The sequence below is a fragment of the Glycomyces sp. NPDC048151 genome, assembly GCF_043202775.1.
In the GTDB taxonomy this organism is placed as follows: Bacteria; Actinomycetota; Actinomycetes; order Mycobacteriales; family Micromonosporaceae; genus Glycomyces.
On record NZ_JBIDBB010000007.1, the window covers coordinates 214,474 to 236,426 of the forward strand.

The 21,953-nt window shown below is 70.9% G+C and carries 24 protein-coding genes; 18 read left to right on the forward strand and 6 right to left on the reverse strand.

Annotated elements, in window-relative coordinates:
- Nucleotides 1-152 precede the first annotated feature (152 nt).
- The 3 genes from ACGGCP_RS18450 to ACGGCP_RS18460 are packed head-to-tail and all read left to right on the forward strand — an operon-like array spanning nucleotide 153 to nucleotide 2,238.
- The gene (locus ACGGCP_RS18450; protein WP_392967647.1) at nucleotides 153-1,286 is read left to right on the forward strand and encodes a 5-(carboxyamino)imidazole ribonucleotide synthase; all 1,134 of its coding nucleotides are present in this window, start codon (nucleotides 153-155) and stop codon (nucleotides 1,284-1,286) included.
- The gene (purE, locus tag ACGGCP_RS18455; RefSeq protein WP_392967648.1) at nucleotides 1,286-1,798 is read left to right on the forward strand and encodes a 5-(carboxyamino)imidazole ribonucleotide mutase; all 513 of its coding nucleotides are present in this window, start codon (nucleotides 1,286-1,288) and stop codon (nucleotides 1,796-1,798) included. The genes ACGGCP_RS18450 and purE overlap by 1 nt, the downstream gene beginning before the upstream one ends.
- Nucleotides 1,799-1,848: 50 nt before the next feature.
- Nucleotides 1,849-2,238: a RidA family protein gene (locus ACGGCP_RS18460; RefSeq protein WP_392967650.1), complete on the forward strand. Its 390-nt coding sequence runs from the start codon at nucleotides 1,849-1,851 to the stop codon at nucleotides 2,236-2,238.
- Nucleotides 2,239-2,282: 44 nt separating this feature from the next.
- Here the strand turns inward: ACGGCP_RS18460 and ACGGCP_RS18465 are convergent, their stop codons facing one another.
- Entirely contained in the window at nucleotides 2,283-2,723 is a 441-nt protein-coding gene (locus ACGGCP_RS18465) for a DUF1348 family protein (RefSeq protein ID WP_392967652.1), read from the reverse strand.
- Nucleotides 2,724-2,765: 42 nt separating this feature from the next.
- On the reverse strand, nucleotides 2,766-3,263 hold the full coding sequence (locus ACGGCP_RS18470) for an HPP family protein (RefSeq protein WP_392967654.1): 498 nt from the start codon (nucleotides 3,261-3,263) through the stop codon (nucleotides 2,766-2,768).
- 108 nt (nucleotides 3,264-3,371) lie between these two features.
- On the opposite strand from ACGGCP_RS18470, the gene ACGGCP_RS18475 reads away from it, so the two are divergent.
- The 4 genes from ACGGCP_RS18475 to ACGGCP_RS18490 are packed head-to-tail and all read left to right on the forward strand — an operon-like array spanning nucleotide 3,372 to nucleotide 4,672.
- Nucleotides 3,372-3,893, forward strand: coding sequence for a CGNR zinc finger domain-containing protein (locus ACGGCP_RS18475; RefSeq protein ID WP_392967656.1), 522 nt, complete (start codon nucleotides 3,372-3,374; stop codon nucleotides 3,891-3,893).
- A 39-nt stretch (nucleotides 3,894-3,932) separates the two neighbouring features.
- A complete protein-coding gene (locus tag ACGGCP_RS18480; RefSeq protein ID WP_392967658.1) occupies nucleotides 3,933-4,181 on the forward strand; it encodes a type II toxin-antitoxin system HicA family toxin in 249 nt (82 codons plus the stop codon).
- A gap of 1 nt (nucleotide 4,182) precedes the next feature.
- The gene (locus ACGGCP_RS18485; RefSeq protein WP_392967660.1) at nucleotides 4,183-4,386 is read left to right on the forward strand and encodes a type II toxin-antitoxin system HicB family antitoxin; all 204 of its coding nucleotides are present in this window, start codon (nucleotides 4,183-4,185) and stop codon (nucleotides 4,384-4,386) included.
- A 1-nt stretch (nucleotide 4,387) separates the two neighbouring features.
- A complete protein-coding gene (locus tag ACGGCP_RS18490; protein WP_392967662.1) occupies nucleotides 4,388-4,672 on the forward strand; it encodes a HigA family addiction module antitoxin in 285 nt (94 codons plus the stop codon).
- On the opposite strand, the gene ACGGCP_RS18495 is transcribed toward ACGGCP_RS18490, so the two are convergent.
- On the reverse strand, nucleotides 4,669-5,823 hold the full coding sequence (locus ACGGCP_RS18495) for a methyltransferase domain-containing protein (RefSeq protein WP_392967663.1): 1,155 nt from the start codon (nucleotides 5,821-5,823) through the stop codon (nucleotides 4,669-4,671). The two genes, ACGGCP_RS18490 and ACGGCP_RS18495, sit on opposite strands and share 4 nt — an antisense overlap.
- Before the next feature lie 228 nt (nucleotides 5,824-6,051).
- Here ACGGCP_RS18495 and groES point away from each other — a divergent pair, with 228 nt between their 5' ends.
- Nucleotides 6,052-6,351, forward strand: coding sequence for a co-chaperone GroES (groES, locus tag ACGGCP_RS18500; protein WP_270118789.1), 300 nt, complete (start codon nucleotides 6,052-6,054; stop codon nucleotides 6,349-6,351).
- A gap of 54 nt (nucleotides 6,352-6,405) precedes the next feature.
- Nucleotides 6,406-8,043 (forward strand): chaperonin GroEL, encoded by a 1,638-nt coding sequence (gene groL, locus ACGGCP_RS18505; RefSeq protein ID WP_392967665.1) that lies wholly within the window; start codon nucleotides 6,406-6,408, stop codon nucleotides 8,041-8,043.
- Between the two features lie 294 nt (nucleotides 8,044-8,337).
- Here the strand turns inward: groL and ACGGCP_RS18510 are convergent, their stop codons facing one another.
- Nucleotides 8,338-10,074: a P-loop domain-containing protein gene (locus tag ACGGCP_RS18510; RefSeq protein ID WP_392967667.1), complete on the reverse strand. Its 1,737-nt coding sequence runs from the start codon at nucleotides 10,072-10,074 to the stop codon at nucleotides 8,338-8,340.
- A gap of 189 nt (nucleotides 10,075-10,263) precedes the next feature.
- Here ACGGCP_RS18510 and ACGGCP_RS18515 point away from each other — a divergent pair, with 189 nt between their 5' ends.
- Nucleotides 10,264-10,884 (forward strand): response regulator transcription factor, encoded by a 621-nt coding sequence (locus ACGGCP_RS18515; RefSeq protein WP_081912923.1) that lies wholly within the window; start codon nucleotides 10,264-10,266, stop codon nucleotides 10,882-10,884.
- 615 nt (nucleotides 10,885-11,499) lie between these two features.
- On the opposite strand, the gene ACGGCP_RS18520 is transcribed toward ACGGCP_RS18515, so the two are convergent.
- Together ACGGCP_RS18520 and ACGGCP_RS18525 are read right to left on the reverse strand one after the other, a co-directional pair.
- Nucleotides 11,500-12,657 carry an amidase gene (locus ACGGCP_RS18520; protein ID WP_392967669.1) on the reverse strand — a complete coding sequence of 386 codons (1,158 nt, stop codon included), beginning with the start codon at nucleotides 12,655-12,657 and terminating at the stop codon, nucleotides 11,500-11,502.
- Complete coding sequence (locus tag ACGGCP_RS18525; RefSeq protein ID WP_392967671.1) at nucleotides 12,650-13,699, reverse strand: acetamidase/formamidase family protein; 1,050 nt, start codon at nucleotides 13,697-13,699, stop codon at nucleotides 12,650-12,652. Before ACGGCP_RS18525 ends, ACGGCP_RS18520 begins: the two co-directional genes overlap by 8 nt.
- Nucleotides 13,700-13,771: 72 nt before the next feature.
- On the opposite strand from ACGGCP_RS18525, the gene ACGGCP_RS18530 reads away from it, so the two are divergent.
- The 8 genes from ACGGCP_RS18530 (at nucleotide 13,772) to ACGGCP_RS18565 (ending at nucleotide 21,921) form a co-directional block, all read left to right on the forward strand.
- Nucleotides 13,772-14,470, forward strand: a complete 699-nt coding sequence (locus tag ACGGCP_RS18530; protein ID WP_392967672.1) for a GntR family transcriptional regulator — start codon at nucleotides 13,772-13,774, stop codon at nucleotides 14,468-14,470.
- 89 nt (nucleotides 14,471-14,559) lie between these two features.
- Nucleotides 14,560-15,303 carry a sulfite exporter TauE/SafE family protein gene (locus tag ACGGCP_RS18535; RefSeq protein WP_392967674.1) on the forward strand — a complete coding sequence of 248 codons (744 nt, stop codon included), beginning with the start codon at nucleotides 14,560-14,562 and terminating at the stop codon, nucleotides 15,301-15,303.
- A 21-nt stretch (nucleotides 15,304-15,324) separates the two neighbouring features.
- Entirely contained in the window at nucleotides 15,325-16,509 is a 1,185-nt protein-coding gene (locus ACGGCP_RS18540) for an amidohydrolase (protein WP_392967676.1), read from the forward strand.
- A gap of 139 nt (nucleotides 16,510-16,648) precedes the next feature.
- On the forward strand, nucleotides 16,649-17,401 hold the full coding sequence (locus ACGGCP_RS18545; protein WP_392967678.1) for an ABC transporter ATP-binding protein: 753 nt from the start codon (nucleotides 16,649-16,651) through the stop codon (nucleotides 17,399-17,401).
- Nucleotides 17,398-18,252: an ABC transporter permease gene (locus ACGGCP_RS18550; protein ID WP_392967680.1), complete on the forward strand. Its 855-nt coding sequence runs from the start codon at nucleotides 17,398-17,400 to the stop codon at nucleotides 18,250-18,252. The genes ACGGCP_RS18545 and ACGGCP_RS18550 overlap by 4 nt, the downstream gene beginning before the upstream one ends.
- Before the next feature lie 57 nt (nucleotides 18,253-18,309).
- Entirely contained in the window at nucleotides 18,310-19,434 is a 1,125-nt protein-coding gene (locus ACGGCP_RS18555) for an ABC transporter substrate-binding protein (RefSeq protein WP_392967682.1), read from the forward strand.
- Nucleotides 19,431-20,663 carry an amidohydrolase family protein gene (locus ACGGCP_RS18560; RefSeq protein WP_392967684.1) on the forward strand — a complete coding sequence of 411 codons (1,233 nt, stop codon included), beginning with the start codon at nucleotides 19,431-19,433 and terminating at the stop codon, nucleotides 20,661-20,663. Before ACGGCP_RS18555 ends, ACGGCP_RS18560 begins: the two co-directional genes overlap by 4 nt.
- 76 nt (nucleotides 20,664-20,739) lie before the next feature.
- Nucleotides 20,740-21,921: a hypothetical protein gene (locus tag ACGGCP_RS18565; RefSeq protein WP_392967685.1), complete on the forward strand. Its 1,182-nt coding sequence runs from the start codon at nucleotides 20,740-20,742 to the stop codon at nucleotides 21,919-21,921.
- Nucleotides 21,922-21,953: the final 32 nt, after the last annotated feature.

Sequence of the window (21,953 nt, forward strand, 5' to 3'; positions counted from 1 at the left end):
GTGACCCCTCCATCATCACCGCTCCCGGCCGCCGCCGCCCGCAGGCCCCGCAAACTGCGACCGCCGAGACATCCCATCATCCCGTAACGACGCAGGTCACGCCACGTCCCGAACGCCGAACCCGAGGTCGGAGCCCACGTTAAGCTCTGGCCGTGGACGCCGCGACGCAACTTCCGACGGTGGGCATGATCGGCGCCGGTCAGCTCGCCCGCATGACCCACCAGGCCGCCATCGCCCTCGGCCAGAGCCTCAAAGTGCTCGCGGGCGACCCCGCCGAGAGCGCCGCCGTCGTCACCCCGGCGACGACCCTCGGCGACTACCGCAGCACCGACGACCTCCGCTCCTTTGCCAAGGGCTGCACCGTGCTCACCTTCGACCACGAGCACGTCCCCCAGGACGCCCTCAAGGCCCTCGTCGCCGAAGGCGTCGAAGTCCAGCCCCGCCCCGAAGCGCTCCTGTACGCCCAGGACAAGCAGGCCATGCGCGCCCGCCTCACCGAGCTCGGCCTCCCCCAGCCCCGCTGGGCCCCCGTCGACTCCATCTCCGACGTCGAGGCCTTCGGCCTCCCCTGCGTCCTCAAGGCCGCCACCGGCGGCTACGACGGCAAAGGCGTCTGGATGATCGACACGCCCGCCGACGCCCAGGCCGTCCTCGCCTCCGGCATCCGCCTCATCGCCGAAGAACGCATGCCCCTCCAGCGCGAACTCGCGATCCAGATCGCCCGCTCCCCGCGCGGCGAGACCGCCGTCTACCCCGTCGTCGAGACCGTCCAGACCGGCGGCATCTGCACCGAGGTCATCGCCCCCGCGCCCCGCCTCACCGACGCGACCGCCGCCGAAGCCCGCCGCATCGTCGAGACCGTCGCGGCCGAACTCGGCGTCTGCGGCATGCTCGCCGTCGAACTCTTCCAGACCTCCAAGGGCCTCTTCGTCAACGAACTCGCCATGCGCGCCCACAACTCCGGCCACTGGACCATCGAGGGCGCCCGCACCAGCCAGTTCGAGCAGCACCTGCGCGCCGTCCTCGACTACCCCCTCGGCTCCACCGAGACCGCCGCGCCCTACACCGTCATGGCGAACGTCCTCGGCGGCGCGCCCGGCGGCAAGCGCCTCGACGAACGCCTCCAGCACCTCCTCGCCGAAGACCCCGGCGCCCACGTCCACCTCTACGGCAAGGCCGTGCGCCCCGGCCGCAAGATCGGCCACGTCACCGTCTGCGGCGACGACCCCGACGTACTCAGGCGCCGCGCCCTGCGGGCCGCCAAATGGCTCCAGGAAGGCGAGTAATGGCAGAGCAGAAACCCCGCGTCGGCGTCATCATGGGCTCCGACTCGGACTGGCCCACAATGGAACCGGCCACCGAAGTCCTCACCGACTTCGGCGTCCCCTTCGAGGTCCGCGTCGTCTCCGCCCACCGCACCCCCCACGGCATGCTCAGCTACGCCGACTCCGCCGCCTCCCGCGGCCTCCAGGTCATCATCGCCGGAGCGGGCGGCGCCGCCCACCTGCCCGGCATGGTCGCCTCCGCGACGCCCCTGCCCGTCATCGGCGTCCCCGTCCCCCTCAAGTACCTCGACGGCATGGACTCCCTCATGTCCATCGTCCAGATGCCCGCCGGGATCCCGGTCGCCACCGTCTCCATCGCCGGAGCCAAGAACGCCGGCCTCCTCGCCCTCCGCATCCTCGGCGCGAGCGACGAGCCCCTGCGCGACAAGCTCGCGAACTACCAGGTCGACCTCGAACGCATGGTCACCGAGAAGGACGCCAACCTCCGCTACCGCCTCGCCCACCCCGAGTAGGTCCCGGAAAACCGATTTCGGCCGGGGGGCTCCGGCCATAGACTCGCGGTGTGTCTGACACCGAGCTGCACCCCACCGGGGGCTATGAGCACGTGACCGTGGTCGAGGCCGGACGCCTGGCGATGCTCGCCGGGCAGTGCCCCGTCGACGCCGACCAGCAGGTCGTCGGCATCGGCGACCTCGACGCCCAGATCGACCAGACCGCAGCGAACAGCCTCGCCGCCCTCGCCTCGGTCGGCGCGGCCGCCGACGACGTCGTCCGCTCCGTCGTCTACGTCGTGAGCGCCGACAGCGCCGTCGTCGGCGCCGCCTGGCACCGCTTCTCCGAGCAGACCGACCTCGGCCCCGCCTTCAAGGCCGCCAGCACCGTCGTCGGCGTCACCGCCCTCGGCTACCCCGGCCAGCTCGTCGAAGTCGACCTCACCGCGCGCCTGCCGTAGAAACGCAGAAAGCCGGGCACTGTCCGTGCCCGGCTCTCCCCTTGTCACCGCTCGCTGTCAGGACGCGGCCCGAAGATCGACCGGTCCGCCTCCTCGATCTCCACGTCGTTGATGCTCGCCTCGCGTCGGCGCATCAGCCCGTGCTCGTCGAACTCCCACAGCTCGTTGCCGTACGAGCGCCACCACTGGCCCTCGTCGTCGTGCCACTCGTACTGGAACTTCACGGCGATCCGGTTCTCCGTGAACGACCACAGCTGCTTCCGCAGCGCGTACTCGTGCTCCCTGGCCCACTTCGCCGCCAGGAACCGCTTGATCTCCTCGCGGCCGGTCAAGAACTCCGAACGGTTGCGCCACACCGAATCCGGCGTGTACGCCAGCGCCACGCGCTCAGGATCACGGGTGTTCCAGCCGTCCTCGGCGGCCTGCACCTTGGCGGCGGCGGACTCGGCGGTGAACGGGGGCAAAGGGGGACGGGACGCAGACATGACGGGTTCCTTTCGGGAGTTCAGGCTTTCGGGATCGGTGGACTACCACCAGCGGGCCGGGTACTTGTGCCCCGGCAGGACCTTGCCGATCAGCCACCCGACGAGCACCGTCGCGGCGCTGGCGAGCAGGATCGGGTCGACGAGGAACAGCAACGAGGGGCCGGTCGCGCCGATGACCGCTGCGGTGGCGGTCGCGGGCGGGTGCGGCGCCTTCAGGGCGACCATCGGCGCGGTGGCGAGGCCTGCCGCGACGGCGGCGGCCCAGATCGACGGGCCGCCCATGGCCGCGACTACCGCGAGGCCGACGACTCCGGCGCTGATCTGGCCGATGAACATGTTCCTGGGCTGCGCGAACGGGGCCTGCGGGGCGACGGCGATGATGCCGACTGCGGCGACCCACGGCAGCGCGAACAGCGCGGCACCGGTGGTCTGCTGGAGCGCGGCGAGCGCGAGGAGTCCGGCCAGGCCCGCGACGGTGGGGACGGCGACTCTGGCCCAGGCGGGCTGCTGCTTGGTCTCGGGGTGTTGGAGCGTGGTCATGGGGTTCTCCGTTTCCTAACCAGCTAACTTCATTTAGCCGGTTCATGTCGAGAACTCTAGCGCTCCTTCCTAACCGACTACAAGACTTTTACCGGTTATACTTCGGAGATGGCCATCACGCGACCGCTCACCGGCGAACCGCTCCCGCTCGACCTCCTCAACACCACCTGGATGGAGCAGGGCGCGCGCCGCGACATGTTCGACACCCCAGGCGCCCTAGGCGACTGGCTCGCGGCCCACGACCTCCCGCAGGACGCTCCGGATGCCGAGACCACGGCCTTCCTCGTGGAAGCCCGAGAAGCCATCCGGGCCGTGGTGTCGGGGGCCGAGGGCGCCGAGGCGGCGATCAATGCGGTCCTCGCCCACGGCGTCCGCCGTCTCCGCCTGGTCGACGGCCGCCCCACCATCACCTACGAAGTCGACGACCCCGCCCGCTTCCCCGGCTGGCGCGCCGCCGCCACGCTCCTCGACCTCCTCGACACCCGCCCCGACCGCATCCGCAAGTGCGCCAACCCGAACTGCATCCTCTGGTACCTCGACACCACCCGCAACGGCTCCCGCCGCTGGCACTCCATGGAGACCTGCGGCAACCGCGCCAAAGCCAAACGCTTCCAAGACCGCCACGCCTGATGGACGGGCGCTATTGTCTCCGCAACACCCCCGCGACTGATGAGTCCTCACCTCGTTCTATCGGGTGACACCGCCGCCGACCGGGAAGCAAAGAACATGAAGCAGGGGCATCTGCTGGACGAGCTACGGGCGATCGCCAAGGAAAAGGGCGCTACGCTGGACTTCGTGAGGCACGGTGGCGGCCACGATCACTACGAGATCCTTGGGACCAGGCTGATCGTGCCGAGACATCGGGAGATACCGGAGTACACCGCTCGGGGCATCATTCGAACGGCGAAGGGAGCCTGAGGTGAGGGCTTACACCGCGATTGTCGGGCCGAAGGACGGCGAATGGTTCCCCGTCGAGGTACCCGAAGTGCCCGGCGTGTTCACGCAGGGTCGCGACCTCGTGGAAGTCGAGGAGATGGCGCGGGAGGCGATCTCGCTCATGATCGACATCCCGGTCGGTGACATCGCGATCCGCATCGAAGACCACCGCTACCAGGCCGCATAGGTTGACCGGGCTCCATCCAGGCGAGATCCTGGCCGACGAGTTCCTTGAGCCCTTGGGTATCTCGCAGTACCGGCTCGCGCAGGCGATCGCGGTCCCGCCGCGCAGGATCAACGAGATCGTGCACGGCAAACGGCGCATCAGTGCCGACACCGCGCTGCGGCTCGCGCGGTACTTCGGCACCTCGGACTGGTTCTGGATGAACCTCCAGAACCGCTACGACCTTGAGATCGAGCGCGACCGCGTGGCTAACGACCTACTCCAGATCAAGCCGTACGCGGCCGCTTAGGCCTCTTGGCAGAGCAGCGCCGTGTGGGATTCGCCTATGCGGGTCGCTACCAGGGTTGCTTCGTTGGGGCCCTTCAGCTTCAGTTGCTTTCTCAGCGCAGCCGGGTCGATGCCCGTTCCGCGCTGCTTGATCGTGAGGCGGCCGATGCCTCGCTCCGCTAGCAGCGCCTTGAGCTTCTTCGGGTGCAGCGGCCAGACCTCCTCGACCTTCCAGGCCCTGGCGAACGGGGTCTCGATGAGCCGGTCGCTGTAGAGGTAGGCGATCGTCTCGTTCGCGGTGTGGGCTTCCAACTGCTCCGCCAGTTCGGCCACCAGACCGGCCCGGATCACCGCGCCGTCCGGCTCGTAGAGGTACGCCGCTACTTCGCCGACCGGTGCTTTCTCCTCGCCGCTGCCGGTCAGCTCGTGCCACTCGCCCGCCTTGCACAGGCTCGCTCGACGAGTCACCTCGGCCGCCTCGCCCAGCCACAGGCACGCCTCGACCACGTCCCGGTCGACCGAGACCCACTCCGCTTCGGCCCCTTCGGGGATCCACGCGTGGTCGATGCCCGGTCCGAGCTTGACGGCCGCGTACCGGGCCCCGGCCATGTGCTTCAGGAGCGCGCCGAGCGGCGGGGAGTAGTCGGCCGGGTTGAAGTTCCTGGTCGAGCCGGATCGCCGCGCAGGGTCGGCGAAAGCCGACTCGGCCAAAGGCGTCTTCAGGGCGTCGCCAACCTCGACCGCGACCTGAACGCCCGCAGCCTCGGCGTTCGCCCGCGCGTACTCAGCCGTCGTCTCGCTCATGTCCACCGCCTCGACGCGCAGGCCCGCCTCGGCGAACGCCAGGGCCTCCGTCCCGAGCCCGCAGCACAGGTCCGTCACCGCCCCGGCGTGCCGCGCGAACCGGGCCGCCCGCCGCTCTGCGACGACCCACCGCGTGGCCTGCTCCAGTCCCGCCCGCGTGAAGTACAGGTTCGCCGCGCGTTCGCCGAACTTTCCCCGGGCCTTCTCCCGCAGATCGGCGAGCGTGAGCGCCGCCGCCGCGAGACCGGGTTCCACGCCCGCTTTCCGCAGCGTCAGCGGCGCCCGGTCGCCGTCGCTGCGCAGGGCGTCGGCGGCCTGGGTCTGGAGCTCGGGGCGGGCCCTGAGGGCGGCGAGCAGGCTGGTGTCCACGTGCCTCATGGTATGACCTTCGGAACCCGGTGTTGACGGTCCCCACCTGGGCGAACTAACTTACGTCTTAGCACTCGCAGGGCGAGATTGCTAAGCGCTATGATCGGCTTGGCACTCTCGATGCGAGAGTGCCAACAGCCACGGGCCGGTGCCTCGGCACCCGCGACGACGAGACCCGCGCCGTCGTGGCGCACATCCGTATTGAACACGAAGGTTTGGAGAAACCAAGTGAGCAAGGCTGCCATCAAGCCGCTGGGCGACCGCATCGTTGTCCAGGCCAACGAGGCCGAGACCACCACCGCCTCCGGTCTGGTCATCCCGGACACCGCCAAGGAGAAGCCCCAGGAGGGCACCGTCCTGGCCGTCGGCCCGGGCGCCTTCGACGACAAGGGCAACCGCCTCCCGATCGACGTCAAGGTCGGCGACGTGGTCATCTACTCCAAGTACGGCGGCACCGAGGTCAAGTACAACGGCGAGGAGTACCTGGTCCTGTCCTCGCGCGACGTCCTCGCGGTCGTCGAGAACTAGCACGCATCGGGCCCTTCACCTGAAGGGCCCTTTCGTGTCTTAGGAAGGGAAACCATGCCGAAGATTCTCAACTTCGCCGAGGACGCGCGGCACAACCTGCTGCACGGCATCGACCACCTCGCCGACACCGTCAAGGTCACGCTGGGCCCGAAGGGCCGCAACGTGGTCCTCCAGCGCTCCTTTGGCGCGCCGCTGATCACCAACGACGGCGTGACGATCGCCAAGGAGATCGAGCTCGCCGACCCGTACGCCAACCTCGGCGCGCAGCTGGTCAAGGAAGTCGCGACCAAGACGAACGACGTCGCGGGCGACGGCACCACCACCGCCACGGTGCTGGCGCAGAAGATGAGCCGCGCGGGCATCAAGGCCGTCACGGCCGGGGCGAACCCGATCGCGATCCGCAGGGGCATCGAGGCCGCGGCGAACGCCGTGTCCGACGAGCTGCTGGCCCAGGCCATCCAGATCGACTCGCACGAGCACATCGCGCAGGTCGCGGCCGTCTCGGCGCAGGACCCGGAGATCGGCGAGCTCATCGCGAAGGCGATGGACGTGGTCGGCGCCGAGGGCGTCATCTCGGTCGAGGACGGCTCCAGCCTGGAGACGGTCCTCGAGGTCACCGAGGGCATGCAGTTCGACAAGGGCTTCATCTCGCCGAACTTCATCACCGACCAGGACTCGCGCCAGACGGTCTTCGAGGACCCGTACATCCTCATCACCAACGCCAAGGTCGGCTCCATCGAGGAGCTGCTGCCGGTGCTGGAGCGGGTCGTCGAGACCTCGAAGCCGCTGCTGATCATCGCCGAGGACGTCGAGGGCCAGGCCCTCGCGACCCTGACGGTGAACGCCCTGCGCGGCACCCTGCGCGTGTGCGCCGTCAAGGCCCCGGCCTTCGGCGACCGCCGCAAGGCCATCCTGGGCGACATCGCGGCCCTCACGGGCGCCGAGGTCATCTCCTCCGAGGTGGGCCTCGAGCTCAAGGCCGCCGACCTGTCGCACCTGGGCCGGGCCCGCCGCGTCACCGTCTCCAAGGACGCCACCACGATCGTGGACGGCGCCGGGGAGAAGGAGACCGTCGACGCCCGCATCGCGCAGATCAAGCAGCAGGCCTCCACGACCGAGTCGTCCTGGGACCGCGAGAAGCTCGAGGAGCGCCTCGCGAAGCTCTCGGGCGGCGTGGCCGTGATCCAGGTCGGCGCGGCCACCGAGGTCGAGCTGAAGGAGCGCAAGCACCGGATCGAGGACGCGGTCAACGCGACCAAGGCCGCGGTCGAGGAGGGCATCGTCGCCGGCGGCGGCGCGGCCCTGGTGCACGCGATCTCCGTGCTCGAGAAGATCGAGCTCGACGACGCCGAGGCCCGCGTGGGCCTCAAGATCGTCGAGGAGGCGCTGTCCGAGCCGCTGCGCCGCATCGCGGTCAACGCGGGCGAGTCGGGCGACGTGATCGTGAACTCGGTCCAGGGCAAGGGCTGGCGCGAGGGCTGGAACGCCGCCACCGGCGAGTACGAGGACCTGGTCGCGGCCGGCATCCTCGACCCGGTGAAGGTCACCCGCAACGCGCTGCTCAACGCCGGTTCGATCGTCGGCATGCTGCTGACGACCGAGGTGACGATCGTGGACAAGCCCGAGGAAGAGGAAGAGGAGGCCGGTCACGGCCACTCGCACTCCCACGGCGGGCACGGCCACTCGCACTAGCACTGAGCGACAGCAGGGCCGCCGACTCCGCGTCGGCGGCCCTGCCACGTTTCCGGCCCTTGGTTTAACCGCTGGTCGCGCGGGGGGTCGGAACCGCAAGTGTCAACATCCCGACAGTTAGTCGCACTACTGTCGGGAAACCGATAGAGTTCAAGTGCCTTCGCGGCCTTTGGGGATCGGAGCCGCGAAGGCGCTTTTTTGCCGAGATTCAGGTGGTTCGCCAACCCCTGAACAGGCGTTCCGCGCCTCCGCCCGGACCCGCCTTCCCCGGCCGGTTCCACAAGGGCCCCAACCTCACTCGCCGCTCTGCCGCACCCGCAGCTCCCGCATCCGGTTGAGCGTCGCGGCCACCTCGTAGCGCCGCGGCACCGCCAGGTCGATGTCCCTGATCCGCAGCAGCGCCGACTCGCCCTCGGCCTCCAACGCCTCGTCCATGCGGTCCAACGCCTCCGCGACCGTGGCCGCGCCGTCGATCCAGCCGTGCTGCACGGCCGCCTCGATCGCGAGCCCGATCCCGGTGGTCATCGCAGGGTCCGTGATCTGCTCCACCGATCGGACGTCCACATCAGACTCACCGAAGCGCAGCCCGTCCGTGCCCCCGGCCTTGATCTTCTGCTTCCCCCGCGACTCCGACGACACCGACCGCGGATCGATCACCCGCGCCCGCGGCATCCGGAACCCCTCGGCCTCCACCTGACGCCCGGTCGGCTTGGCCGCCAACGCCTTCGCCCGCTCCGTCACGTCCTCGGGCCGGTACGCGTCCATCAGGATCACCCGGTCCGCGACGTCCATGTAGTCGCCCGAGCCGCCCATGACGAGGATCGTCGCCACCGCGTGCTCGTCGGCCATCGACCGCACCAGGTCCACCAGCGGCGTCAGCGGCTCCCGGTCCTTCGCCACGAGCTCCTGCATCCGCGCGTCCCGGATCATCAGGTTCGTCGCGGCCGTGTCCTCGTCGATGAGCAGCGCCTTCGCGCCCGCCTCAAGGGCTTCGACGATCGCGGCGGCCTGCGAGGTCGAGCCCGACGCGTTCTCGGTCGTGAAATGCCGCGTGTCGTCCCCGCTCGGCAGATGGTCCACGAACGCGTGCACGTCCACGCCCGTGACCGCGCGCCCGTCCTCGGCCCGGATCTTCACCGCCGACGGGTCCGCGACCACGAAGTCCCGCCCGTCCCCGGGCACGTGGTCCCACACCCCGGCCTCCAAGGCCCGCAACAGGGTCGACTTCCCGTGGAACCCGCCGCCGACGATCAACGTCACGCCCGGACCGATCCCCATACCCCGCACGGTGCCCGCGTGCGGCAGTTCGAACTCCACCGCCATCGACTCCGGCGACGCGAACGGCACGCCCTGCTCCAGCGGCCTGTCGTCCACCCCCGATCGCCTGGCGAGCATCGAGCCGTCCGCCACGAACGCCACGAGCCCCGCGGCCTTCACGGACTCCCTGAGCGCCTTGACATCGTCGGCGTGGCGCGTCCACACCAGGACGTCCTCCTCGCTCACCGACAGCGCGTCGTCGCCCGCATCGGGCAGGACCTCGCACAGCAGCCGCGCCGCCTGGCGCCCCGCGATGCGCCGCCCGTGCCCCGGGAACTGCGCGCCGAGCCGGAACACCACCGACCCGTCCGCGCCCACCGTGCACGAGGCCCGCCGCAGGATCTCCTGACCGCCGCCGTCGATCCTCAGGTCCCTTGTGGTGCAAGCCTTCCGGAACCGCTTCGCGAGGAGCACCGCCACCGCCCGCCGCCGCTCCGGGGTCGCGTACCAGTCTTCGACCAGGTCGGCGGCCTCGGCGTCGAACTCGAGCGCGACGCGGCTCGGGGGCGCGTACGGGTCCGACTGGACCCGCGAAATGTCCAGAATCGCCGGACCTGCCCACCATTTGCCACGCAAGGATTTATATCGGCCGTAACTCGTACCTTCCAGGGCCGTTAGTTCGTTAGACAGGTCATGGCGAGGTGGATGTGAACGGTTGTCACCAATATCGCGGGACTCGACTCGGTACGGTCGTCCGCCTCTTCGCTGTGTCATGCCCCCAGTTTCCCATCCGGGACGGGGAACTCGCGTCAAGCGAGCCCGAACACCAGGCGTCCACCCCCCGCCCCGGAAACCTCGAAAAGTCACTCGAAAAATCCGCGCGAACTCGCGTCATGGCGGCGGACCGCCTGCGTGCTGGTAACAGAGACACGCACGGCCTACCGCAGCGAAAGGTAGAACAAAGTGAGAACCGTACTGGTCTGTGTTAAGACTCCTCAAGCCGGACAGAAGATCTCGGCCTGCGCGACCCGCATGGGCCTGGCGCAGGCGGTCAAGTCGGTTGAGGGCTCGCCCGAGCTCTTCCTCGAACTCGGCCGCCGCCAAGTGGACGTGGTGCTGGTCGACGTGGCCCTGGCCGCGCCGGACCCGGTCAAGTTCGTCAAGACCGTCCGCGCCCGCTCGCCCCGGACGGGAGTCCTCCTGTCCGGCGCCGCCGACCCGCGCACGGCGGCCATGGTGGTCGCCGCGGGCGCCCGGGGTGTCATCCGCACCCCGTCCAACAACTCCGACGACCTGCTGGTCGCGCTGGCGCAGGCGATCATGTTCGCCTCGCCGACGCTCCAGCGCGTCACCGAGACCGTGCCGCGGCAGCGTTCCACGCTGCAGGGCATGAAGCTCACCGAGCGCGAGCTCCAGGTCCTGCGGGGCATGAGCGAAGGGAAGTCGAACGCGGAGATCGGGCGCGACCTGTTCGTCTCCGAGGACACCGTCAAGACCCACGCGCGGCGCATGTTCCGCAAGCTCGGCGCGCGCGACCGGGCGCACGCGGTGGCCGAGGCCTTCCGTTCGGGCCTCGTCTGCTGACCTACCGCTGAACGACGCACGCGTCCCGCCTGGCAGGAACGGACGCGATCGTCCCCCGGAACGACACGCGCGCAACGCGGCCGCGGTGACCGGCAGGGTCACGCGCGGCGGTGCGCGAACGCGCGCGGCGGCACAAGCGCCGCGGATCGGCAAGAGCGGCAGAGGTTGCGAGAGCAGCGGGCTGCGATGCAGCTAGAGCAGCAAGAGCAGCAAGCAGCAAGTACACGGTGACACGACAGGACCGAGGGAACCGCGGGGCGAGGGGGCCCCGCGGAACGGCCCTCGGCGGGGCCGACCGGAGAGGCGGGTTCGGCCCCCGGGGTCGGGAGTGTCGGTCCGCAAGCGCCCCCGAATCCAATGTCGCACGGGGGTATGACAATTCGGCGACCGGCGACCGGCGACCGGCGACCGGCGACCGGCGACCGGCGACCGGCGACCGGCGACCGGCGACCGGCGACCGGCGACCGGCGACCGGCGACTCGTGTCCGACTCGCAGGCCTACAGCATCCGAGCACACGAGCGTGCGTCCAAGCACGTGCCCGAGCACGCTACTGCGGTACGCCGCTTGATCGCGCGGGCTGACCGCCCGCCACGCGCGCTCCAGCCCGGCTGACCTCAGGCCAGTTCCAGCAGGCGCTCGTCGCCGCCCTGCGCCGCGACGAGTTGGAGGCCCACCGGCAGACCGTCGACCGTTCCGGCCGGGACGGCCAGACCCGGTGCGCCCGACAGCCCTGCGATGCATGTCAGCCGCACGATCGCCTCACGATTCGGCTGGTCGCCGATCGTGAACGCCGGTCCCGGCGCGGCCGGGATCGCCAGGGCCGTGCCCTCCGGCAGGCGCTCGCGCACGAGCGCCGTGACGCCGCTGCGGATCCGTTGCGCCGCTTCGATATCCGCGCTCACCAGCTTCGCCGCGTTCGCGAACCTCGCCGCCACGCCCGGCCCGAACTCCGGCGCATTCGCCTCGATCCACCCCCCGTGCGTCTGCCAAGCCTCCCAAGCCTGCAGGGTCGCGTACGCGACCCGCGCGGTCTCCAGCGGCGTCGCGTCCAAGCGCCCCGGGGCCCCGCCCGACGGGTCCGCGCCCTCCGGGAAGAACGGTTCGCGGTCGATCGGCAGGCCCAGCGACTCCGCCTTCGCCATCACCACCGCCCGCGTCGCCTCCGGAATCTCCGCCCAGATGTCCTGCGGCGCAAGCAGACGCGTGATCGGCCCGGCCTCCGCCACGCCTTCGAGCAACACGCCCATCGCCAGCCGCAGCGTCGCCGCGTCCCGCGTGAGCACCCCGGCCGTGTCGAACGACGGCGCCAGCGGCACCGCGCCCTCCAGGCTCACCCGCCCGTGCGTCGGCCGCAGACCGAACAGCCCGCAGTAGGACGCCGGGACGCGAATCGACCCGCCCGTGTCCGTCCCCAGCCCGATGTCAGCCAGCCCCAACGCGACCGCCGAAGCCGACCCCGACGACGACCCGCCCGGCACCCGACCCGGCGCGGCCGGGTTCTCCGGCGTGCCGTAGTGCGCGTTCGTCCCGTTCAGGCTCCACGCCAGCTCATCGGTGATCGTCTTCCCGACGACCCGCGCCCCGGCCGCGCGCAGCAGCGCCACCGCGACCGCGTCCTCGCCCGGAGTCCCGTGCGTCTCGCGCCACCGCGGGTTCCCCGCGCCGGTCGGCACGCCCGCGAGGTCGAACAGGTCCTTCACCGCCAGCCGCAGACCCGCAAGGGGCCCTTCGTGTCCGGCGTCCTCGAACGTCGAGATGAACGGATCAGTCAAGGCCCAGCTCCTTCGGCAGTGTGCAGTGGACGCCCTTGACGAGGTCGACGACCTGCGAGATCCGCAGGTCGACCGCCGCGCTCAGATACGCGAGCGCCACCGGCCCGGGCAGGCCGTGCCGCTCGCGCAGGAACGCGAGCGCGCTCCGGGTCGCCTTGCGGACGGCCTCGTCCAGGTCCTCGTCGAGTCCGGTCGTGATCCAGTGTTCCGCAGTCTCGGCGAACGGCCCGCCGAGGGCGGCGGCGAGTCGCCGCGCGGCCGGGTCCGAGTGGACGGTAAGCCGCAGCGTCGCCCGCAGCGGCGCTTCGAACGCGGTGAGCGCGACCTCGCCGTCCCCCTGCGAGAAATGCGGGTCGCCCGTGTAGAACGACGCGCCCGGCACCGCGACCGGCAGGTACAGCTTCGATCCCGCGCCCAGCAGCCGGATGTCGAGGTTCCCGCCGTGCGCGCCCGGCGGCACCGAGTGGACCGGCGCGTCCGTGGCGGGCGCGGTCCCCATGATGCCGAGGAACGGCGCGAGCCCGAACCGCAGCGACCGGCCGTCGCCGACCGGGATGACGCCCCGCTCCTGATCGTCCACAGTGGCGACGATGCTGACGTTCTCCTCGCCGAGCGGATACTCCCCGGCGAGCGCCCCGCGCCCGTGCCGGTTGCTCACGACTCCGTACGGCGCACGGCGTTCCAGCCGCAGCACCTCGACTTCGAGCACGTCGCCCGGCTCCGCGCCGGCGACGCCGATCGGACCGGTGACGACGTGCGGGCCCGCGTCGGGCTTGCGCTCGCAGTCGCGCGCGATCGCGGCCGCGTCCTCCAGGACCGCACCGATCCCGTGTGCGGCGAAGAACGCCGCCGGGTCGCCGCCCTGGTCTTCGAGGAGGCCTTCGTGGCTGACCGTGTCGACCACGACGGCGTCACCGGAGGCGACGCGCAGGACCGGCGCGCTCGCCGCGTTCGGCAGGAGGCCCCAGCTGACGGTGTCGGGCCGGGAAGGAAGGTAGTTGTCGGCGCGGTCGTTCGCGCCGAGCGGCTGAAGGAGCGTCATGAGGAGGCACCGCGTTCCGGGGGCGAGGGACTGTATACGACAATGGTGGCCTGATCGTAGTGGAGGCTTTTCATGGCAGGCGACCGGGCATCTGAGAAGGCGCCGCGCCGTTCCCCGCAGGAGGCGGTGCGGGCGGTGCGCGAGGACATCATCCGGGGCGTGCACGCGCCCGGCGAGCGCCTCACCGAGGAGTCGCTGGCGGCGCGGTACGGGGTGTCGCGGGTGCCGGTCCGCGAGGCGCTGCGGGTGCTCGAGGCGGAGGGGTTCGTCGAGGCCAAGCCGTATGTGGGCGTGTTCGTGCGCGAGTTGAGCGAGGCCGAGGCGGAGGACCTGCTTGAGCTCCGCGCGGCGATCGAGCCGATGTGCGCGGCGCGCGCGGCGGTGAAGCGCACGCCCGAGCAGCTGGGCCGCTTGAAGGAGCTGCTGAACCTGGGCTGGGACGCGGTGCAGGACGGGCGGCTCGCGGAGCTGCCGCGCCTGAACTCGCGGTTCCACGAGGTCATCGCCGAGGCCTCCGGCTCGGAGGTGCTGGGCCAGATGATCCGGCAGGTCAGCCAGAAGATCGCGTGGGTGTACGCGGTGGAGCTGCCGCGCCGGGCCGAGGACTCCTGGACCGAGCACGACCAGATCGTCGCGGCCATCGCCGACGGCGACGCCGACCGCGCGGCGGCCCTCCTCGCCGAGCACGTCGCCAAGGCCACGCACGCCTACCGCAGGCGCGAGCGCCAGCCCGAGCAGGCCCCGGAGGACCCGGCCCCGACCGCCGCCTGACGCGTTCCCGAACCGGCCCTCCAGCGCCCTCGAAACGCCTTCGCGAATCGTTGTATACGATTGGGTCCGCCGCTTCCCGGAAGGACTCCATGGACCCCGCGCATATCGCCCTGCTGCTCGCCGCCGGTTTCGGCGCGGGCGTCTGCAACGCCATCGCCGGAGGCGGCAGCCTCCTCTCGTTCCCCGCACTCCTGGCCCTCGGCCTGCCGCCGGTCACCGCGACGGTCACCAACGCCGTCGCCGTCTGGCCCGGCTACCTCGGCGGGGCCGCCGCGCTGCGCTCGCGCCTGGCCGACTTCCGCCCGCTCGTGCCGCGCCTGGTCCTCACCGGCGCGCTCGGCGCCGTCTGCGGCGCCGTCGCCCTCCTCGCCGCCCCGGCCGAGGTCTTCACCGCGCTCGTCCCGTACCTCGTCCTCGCCGCGACCGCGCTCTTCGCCCTGCAGCCCTTGATCACCAAGCGCCTCGCCGCCCGCGAGACCGACTCCAGGGCCCTCCTCTACCTCGGCGTCTTCGCCGGCGGCGTCTACGGCGCGTACTTCAACGGCGGCATGGGCATCGTGCTCCTCACCGCCCTCGCCCTCGGCGTCAACGCCGCGATCAACCGCCTCAACGGCCTCAAAAGCCTGCTCACCCTCACCGTCTCCACCACGGCGACCGTGGCCGTCGCGCTCTTCGGCCCCGTCGACTGGCTCACGGTCCTCGTCCTCGCGCCCGCCTGCCTCCTCGGCGGCGCCGCCGGAGCGAGACTCGCCGACAAGCTGCGCCCCATCGCCTTCCGCGTCCTCGTCATCGCCTTCGGCACCGCCGCCGGAGGCGCCATGCTCCTGACCTGACCCTCCAGAAAGGACCCATCCATGACCGACCTCCTCCTCCGCAACGCCCGCCCCTGGACCCCCGGCGAACCCCTCGCCATCACCGACATCGCCATCACGAACGGCCGCATCGCCACTCCCGCCGGCGACGCCGCCCAGGTCATCGACCTCGACGGCGCGATCGTCCTCCCCGGCTTCGTCGACGCCCACTGCCACCTCGACAAGACCATGTTCGGCGGCCCCTGGACCCCCAACACCGGCGGCCGCACCCTCGAAGGGCGCATCCGCAACGGCGAGGGCCGCCGCGAAGAACTCGGCCTCCCCAACCCCGACTACGCCGCGAACCTCCTGTCCGCCATGGTCTCCCACGGCACGACGCACGTGCGCAGCCACATCGACATCGACCCCGAGGTCGGCCTCGGCGGCGTCGAAGCCGTCCGCGAGGCCGCCGCCCGGCTCGCCGGGAAGGTCGACGTCGAACTCGTCGCCTTCCCCCAAGGCGGCCTCCTCACCCGCCCCGGCACCGCTGAACTCCTCGAAGCGGCCCTGAAGGACGGCGTCGAGGTCATCGGCGGCCTCGACCCCGCCGGGTTCGACCGCGACCCCGCCGGGCAGCTCGACCTCGTCTTCGGCCTCGCCGAACGCTACGGCGCGAAGATCGACGTCCACCTCCACGACCAGGGCCTCCTCGGCGCCTGGGAGTACGAGCTGATCATCCAGCGCACCAAGGCGACCGGCCTCGCCGGGCGCGTCACCATCAGCCACGCCTACGCCATGGGCGGCCTCGAACCCGACCACCAGCGCCGCATCGCCGAGGGCCTCCGTGACGCCGGGGTCGCCATGATCACCTGCGCCGTCGGCGGCGCGCCCGTGATCCCGGTGCGGCTCATGGACGAGGTCGGCGCGCGCCTGGCCGTCGGCAACGACGGCATCCGCGACCTGTGGACCCCGTACGGCGACGGCGACCTGCTCCGCAAGGTCAACCAGGTCGCCTTCCGCGACCGCCTCGTGGCCGACGAGGAGATCGAACTCGCGCTCGCGGCCGGAACCCATGGCGGCGCAAGCGTTCTCGGCCTCGAAGGCTACGGGCTCGCGATTGGATGCAACGCCGATCTCGTGGCCGTGGACGCCGACGCACCGGCGGAAGCCGTGGTCAGCGTCCCGCAGCGCAAGCTCGTCGTCAAGGGCGGCAACGTCGTCGCGCACAACGGCACCATCATCGGATGATTGTATACGAAATATTCTCGTAACGGTTCGGTTCGCGGATCGCAATGGTATACCTATAAAACTGAGCCATGAACCCACGGCTCAACCACAGTCCCAAGCCCGGGCCGGGTCATGTATACGACTGCCAGCGGTGGTCGCGATGAGCATCGACCCGGCCCTCGCCTTCCACGGCGTCTCACTCACCTTCGCGAACGGAACCCGCGCCCTCGACGAAGTGGACCTCCAGATCCGCCCCGGCGAGTTCGTCTCCCTCGTCGGGCCCTCCGGCTGCGGCAAGTCCACGATGCTCCGCCTCGCCGCCGGATTCGAAACGGCCACGACCGGAAGCGTCGAAGTCGCCACCGACCACCTCGGCTACGTCTTCCAGGAGGCCACCCTCCTGCCCTGGCGCACCGTCGCCCGCAACGTCGAGCTCCCCGCCGAACTCGCCGGCGTCCCCAAAGCCGAACGCCGCGAGCGCGCCCGCGACGCCGTCGAACGCGTCGGCCTCGCCGGCTTCGAGCACCACCGCCCCGCCCAGCTCTCCGGCGGCATGCGCATGCGCGCCTCCATCGCCCGCGCCCTCACCCTCCGCCCCGAGGTCTTCCTCTTCGACGAGCCCTTCGGCGCCCTCGACGAGATCACCCGCCAGCGCCTCAACGAGGAAGTCGGCAACCTCTTCGTCCGCGACGGCTTCGCGGGCGTCTTCGTCACCCACTCCGTCCCCGAGTCCGTCTTCATGTCGACCCGCGTCGTCGTCCTCAACGGCCAGCCCGGCCGCGTCGCCGCCGACATCCCCGTCCCGTTCGCCTACCCCCGCGACCCCGAACTGCGCTACACCGCCGAGTTCGCCGCCGTCGCCGCCGACGTCTCCGCCGCCCTGCGCGGCGCGAAGCAGGAGGCCCGCGTATGACCGCCACCCTCGAGACCGCACCCAAGACCGCCGCCGAACCCGAAGCGCCCCAGACCGAACGCACGCTCTGGCCGTTCAAGACCGCGCCCGTGCGCGTGTTCGCGCCCGTCGCCGTCTTCGTCGTCGTCATCGCCGCGTGGGCCGCCGCCAGCCACCTGCTCATCCCCGCCGAGTCCCGGTTCCTGCTGCCCTCGCCCGAGGAGGTCCTCTCCCAAGGCCTGCTCAACCCGGTGGCGCGCACCGAGATCCTGACGGCCCTGTGGTCCACCGTCCAGGTCGCGCTCGTCGGCCTCGCGCTCGCGATCGTCCTCGGCGTGCTCTTCGCGGTGGTCATGAGCCAGACCCGCTGGGCCGAGTACTCCCTCTACCCGTACGCCGTCGTCCTGCAGACGATCCCGATCCTCGCGGTCGTGCCGCTCTTCGGGTTCTGGTTCGGGTACGAGTTCGGCTCGCGCGTCATCGTCTGCGTCATGGTCGCCCTCTTCCCGGTCATCACGAACACCCTGTTCGGCCTGAAGTCCGTGGCCCCGGCCCAGCACGACCTGTTCACCCTGCACGGCGCGGGCCGCTTCCAGCGCCTCTGGAAGCTCCAGCTGCCCGCCGCGCTCCCGGCGATGATCTCCGGGTTCAAGATCTCCGGCGGCCAGGCCATCATCGGCTCGATCGTCGCGGACTTCTTCTTCCGCCAAGGCGATCCGGGCATCGGCCGCATGATCGACGTCTACCGCCAGCGCCTCGCCACCGAGGAGCTCCTCACCGCCCTGCTGCTCTCGTCGCTGGTCGGCCTGTGCCTGTTCTGGTGCTTCGACCTGCTCGCCGGTCGCGTCGACCGGCTGCACGGCAAGCGCTGATCCCTCCCGCTCCCACCGCCGCGAGCCCCGACCCCATCGACCTCTTAGGAGACCCCTATGTCCCGCCGACTCACCGCCGCCCTCGCGGCCGCGACCGGAGCGAGCCTCCTCGCGGCGTGCACCGCCCAGACCGCCGCCCCCGAACCCACCGGCGAGGGCCCGCTCGCCGACATCTGCCCCTCCACTGTGGTCATTCAGACGGACTGGTTCGCCACGCCCGAACGCGCGGCCGCGTTCCAGCTCGTCGGCCCCGACGGCACGGTCGACGCCGCCAAGGGCGCCTACACCGGCCCGCTCGGCGACACCGGCGTCAACGTCGAAGTGCGCCTAGGCGGTCCGTTCCTCGGCGGCCAGCCGATCCCGGCCCAGATGTACCAGGACACGTCGATCACGCTCGGCTTCGTGCCCACCGACGACGCGGTGCGCGCCAACGCCGAGTTCCCGGTGACGGGCGTGTTCGCCTCGCTCGACATCAACCCGCAGATCATCATGTTCGACCCGGCGACCTACGACATCGACTCGTGGGACGACGTGCCGGGCACCGGCGCGCCCGTCGTCTACTCCGAGGGCAAGGTCTTCATGGACTACCTCATCGCGAACGGCTACGTCGACGAGTCGCAGGCCGACGCGTCGTTCGACGGCACCCCGGCGCGGTTCGTCGCCGACGGCGGCGCTTCGATGCAGCAGGGGTACGTCTCGAACGAGCCCTACCGCTGGGAGCACGACGTCGAGGGCTGGATGAAACCGGCCGACTACCTGCTCGTCCACGAGTCGGGTTACGAGATCTACCCGCACGCGTGGTCGGTGCGCTCGGGCGAGCTGGAGGAGCTGCGCCCGTGCCTGGAGGCGCTGGTGCCGATGCTCCAGCAGGCGCAGGTCGACTACGTGAACGACCCCGCGCCGGTGAACGGGGCGATCCTGGAGATCGCCGAGACGATCCCGGACGGGCCCCCGATCACGCTGGCGGGCAACGAGAACTCGGTGGAGGTCCAACTCGCCGAAGGCATCGTCGGCAACGGCCCGGATGCGACGCTCGGGAACTTCGACGAGGAGCGGGTGCAGCGGGTCATCGACTCGGTCGTGCCGCTCTTCGAGGCCCAGGGCGAGGAGATCCCGGAGGGCATCGCGCCCGCCGACATCATGACGAACGAGTTCATCGACGAGTCGATCGGCCTCCAGTGACGGCCCTGGACGCAATCCTGGACGCGAGCCTCCCGGGCGGCCCGGCCGACCTGTTCCTCGAAGGGGGACAGGTCGTCCGGGCCGCCGCCCCGGGTGCAGGCCCCGCCGCCCCCGCGACCTTCGACGCCGCAGGCCGCGCGGTCCTCCCCGCCTTCACCGATGCGCACGTCCACCTCGACAAGGCCTTCCTCCTCGAACCGATCGCGCGCGAACTCGCCGCCGAAGGCGCCGAACTCACCGCCGACCTCGGCGACGCGATTGCCGCCGTCGCCCGCCTCCGTCCCCGCCTCGGCCCTGAAGTGGTCGCGACCGGAGCCCAGCGTGCCGTCGACACCCTGGTGCGCAACGGCACCCTCGCCGCCCGCGCCATGGTCGAACTCGACCCAGCGGTCGGCCTCGACCTCATGGACCTCCACGCCGACCTCGCCGCCCGCAACGCCGACCGCATCAGCCTCCAAACCGTCGCGTTCCCGCAGCGCGGCCTCGAACTCGGCGGCAACCGCGAACTCCTCAAGGGCGCCATGGCCTCCGGCGCGAACGTCGTCGGCGGCTGCCCCTATGTCGACGCCGACCCGGCCGCCCACCTCGACTACGTCTTCGACCTCGCCGAGGCCCACGACGCACCCGTCGACCTGCACCTCGACTTCAGCGACGACCCTGACGCGTCCCTCATCGGCCTCGTCGCCGAACGCACCCGCGCCCACGGCATGCACGGCCGCGTCGCGATCGGCCACGTCACCACCCTCGCCGCCATGACGCCCGAACAGGCTGACCGCGCCTTCGACACCCTCGCCGACGCTGGGATCGCCCTCGCCGTCATGCCCGCCACCGACCTCTACCTCACCGGCCGCCCCCGCGAAGCCACGAACTGGCACGCGACCCGCCCCGTCGCCCCGATCCTGCGCGCCGCGCACGCCGGCATGGCCGTGGCTATCACCAACAACAACCTGTGCAACCCGTTCGCGCCCTACGGGAACGGCAGCCAGCTCCAAGCCGCCTGGCTCGCGGGCCTGCTCTTCCGCGCCGTCTCCGCAGCCGACCGAGCGATCCTCCTCGACGCGATCACCGTCAACCCCGCTGCGATCCTCGGCCTCCCCACGCACGGCCCGACCCCCGGCTCGCGCGCCGACCTCGTCGTCCTCGAAGCCGCGTCCGCCGACGAAGCCCTCCTCCAGTCCGCGCCGGTCGCGGCCGTGATCAGGTCGGGATCGCTCCTCGACAGGACGTGACCGGACCGGGACGGACGCGTGACCGGCCGCCGCACGCTCGTGATCGAAGCCCACCCCCCTTCGATCAGGAGCGCCCATGGACTCGAACGGCCCGCGTGAACACGACGACAAGCCAGACAAGGACAAGAAGCGGCCCGGTGCCCGCCCCGCCTCCGAGGACGACGGCTCGCCCGGCCTCGGCGTGAGCTTCGGTGTCGGTGCGCCGCAAGCCGACCCGAACGGCGGCGGCCCCGATCTGAACGTCCCGTCCGGCGAGGCCGCCAGCCTCGGACTCGACCCCGACCACGGCGTCACCGGCAACATTCCGCTCGCCGACGCGCAGATCCCGATCCCGATCGGCGACGGGGTCGTCCCGGTCAAGGCCGTGCTCGGCCTGACGTTGAAGGGCTGGGCCGCGATCGGCGGCGTCGTTCTCGCGGGCATCGTCGGCGTCAGCGTCGCGAACGCCGACGACGGCACCGACCCGGTCCCCGACACGTCGACCGAGACCGTCGACTTCGGCTTCGAACCGACCGACGGCTGGGTCCCCGACGAGACGGCCGACGAGTACACCGAGGAATACACGGAGGAGGAGTACACCGAGCCCGATCCGGTCGCCGACGCTGCCATCGGCGACTGCTACTACGTTTACGGCGACGTCGAGGTCACCATCGAGTGGACCTATTGCGACGCCGGGGCGTTCGAAGTCATTGACATCGTCGAGGGCACGAGCGACCTCGCCGCCTGCGACTGGAACGACGCCTCCGACCAGTCGGTCACCTCCACGGTCACCTCCCGCGTGCTGTGCATGGCCTACATCGCGATCGAAGGCGACACCGCCTACCGCGCCCAGCTCGGCGAATGCGTCTACGGCCCCAACGACTACAGCTCGGCCTGGACCACCACCTCGTGCGACACCGGCGCCTTCCGCGTGATCGAACGCTATGAGGGCCAAGCGGACACGTACGCGTGCACCAACGACGGCTACGGCGACCGCGCCCGCACCTACAGCACCGCCGACAGCTACTTCGACGTGACGCTGTGCCTCCAGATCGTCTACCCCGACGACATCGGCTACGCCGAGCAGTACACGTGCATGGTCCTGTACGAAGACGACACGTTCGGCTTCGCCGACAGTTGCGAGTCCGCCAACACCCGTGTCATGGGCCGCACCAGCGACTACGAGGCCACGGCCTTCTGCGAGGGCTACGGCTGGTCCACCTGGAGCAGTCCCGAATTCCCCGAGCACTCCTACACGGTCTGCTGGGAGTGGTACTGATCCCCGGAGTGTCGCGACCCGGAAACACCGTC

Bases quoted from the DNA above. Each gene is read 5' to 3' on its own strand.
- groL (WP_392967665.1), top strand. From the start codon at position 6,406: ATGCCGAAGATTCTCAACTTCGCCGAGGACGCGCGGCACAACCTGCTG.
- purE (WP_392967648.1), top strand. From the start codon at position 1,286: ATGGCAGAGCAGAAACCCCGCGTCGGCGTCATCATGGGCTCCGACTCG.
- ACGGCP_RS18480 (WP_392967658.1), top strand. From the start codon at position 3,933: ATGAGTCCTCACCTCGTTCTATCGGGTGACACCGCCGCCGACCGGGAA.
- ACGGCP_RS18545 (WP_392967678.1), top strand. From the start codon at position 16,649: ATGAGCATCGACCCGGCCCTCGCCTTCCACGGCGTCTCACTCACCTTC.
- ACGGCP_RS18535 (WP_392967674.1), top strand. From the start codon at position 14,560: ATGGACCCCGCGCATATCGCCCTGCTGCTCGCCGCCGGTTTCGGCGCG.
- ACGGCP_RS18550 (WP_392967680.1), top strand. From the start codon at position 17,398: ATGACCGCCACCCTCGAGACCGCACCCAAGACCGCCGCCGAACCCGAA.
- ACGGCP_RS18510 (WP_392967667.1), bottom strand. From the start codon at position 10,074: ATGACACAGCGAAGAGGCGGACGACCGTACCGAGTCGAGTCCCGCGAT.
- ACGGCP_RS18540 (WP_392967676.1), top strand. From the start codon at position 15,325: ATGACCGACCTCCTCCTCCGCAACGCCCGCCCCTGGACCCCCGGCGAA.
- ACGGCP_RS18465 (WP_392967652.1), bottom strand. From the start codon at position 2,723: ATGTCTGCGTCCCGTCCCCCTTTGCCCCCGTTCACCGCCGAGTCCGCC.
- ACGGCP_RS18475 (WP_392967656.1), top strand. From the start codon at position 3,372: ATGGCCATCACGCGACCGCTCACCGGCGAACCGCTCCCGCTCGACCTC.
- ACGGCP_RS18530 (WP_392967672.1), top strand. From the start codon at position 13,772: ATGGCAGGCGACCGGGCATCTGAGAAGGCGCCGCGCCGTTCCCCGCAG.
- ACGGCP_RS18565 (WP_392967685.1), top strand. From the start codon at position 20,740: ATGGACTCGAACGGCCCGCGTGAACACGACGACAAGCCAGACAAGGAC.
- ACGGCP_RS18470 (WP_392967654.1), bottom strand. From the start codon at position 3,263: ATGACCACGCTCCAACACCCCGAGACCAAGCAGCAGCCCGCCTGGGCC.
- ACGGCP_RS18525 (WP_392967671.1), bottom strand. From the start codon at position 13,699: ATGACGCTCCTTCAGCCGCTCGGCGCGAACGACCGCGCCGACAACTAC.
- ACGGCP_RS18555 (WP_392967682.1), top strand. From the start codon at position 18,310: ATGTCCCGCCGACTCACCGCCGCCCTCGCGGCCGCGACCGGAGCGAGC.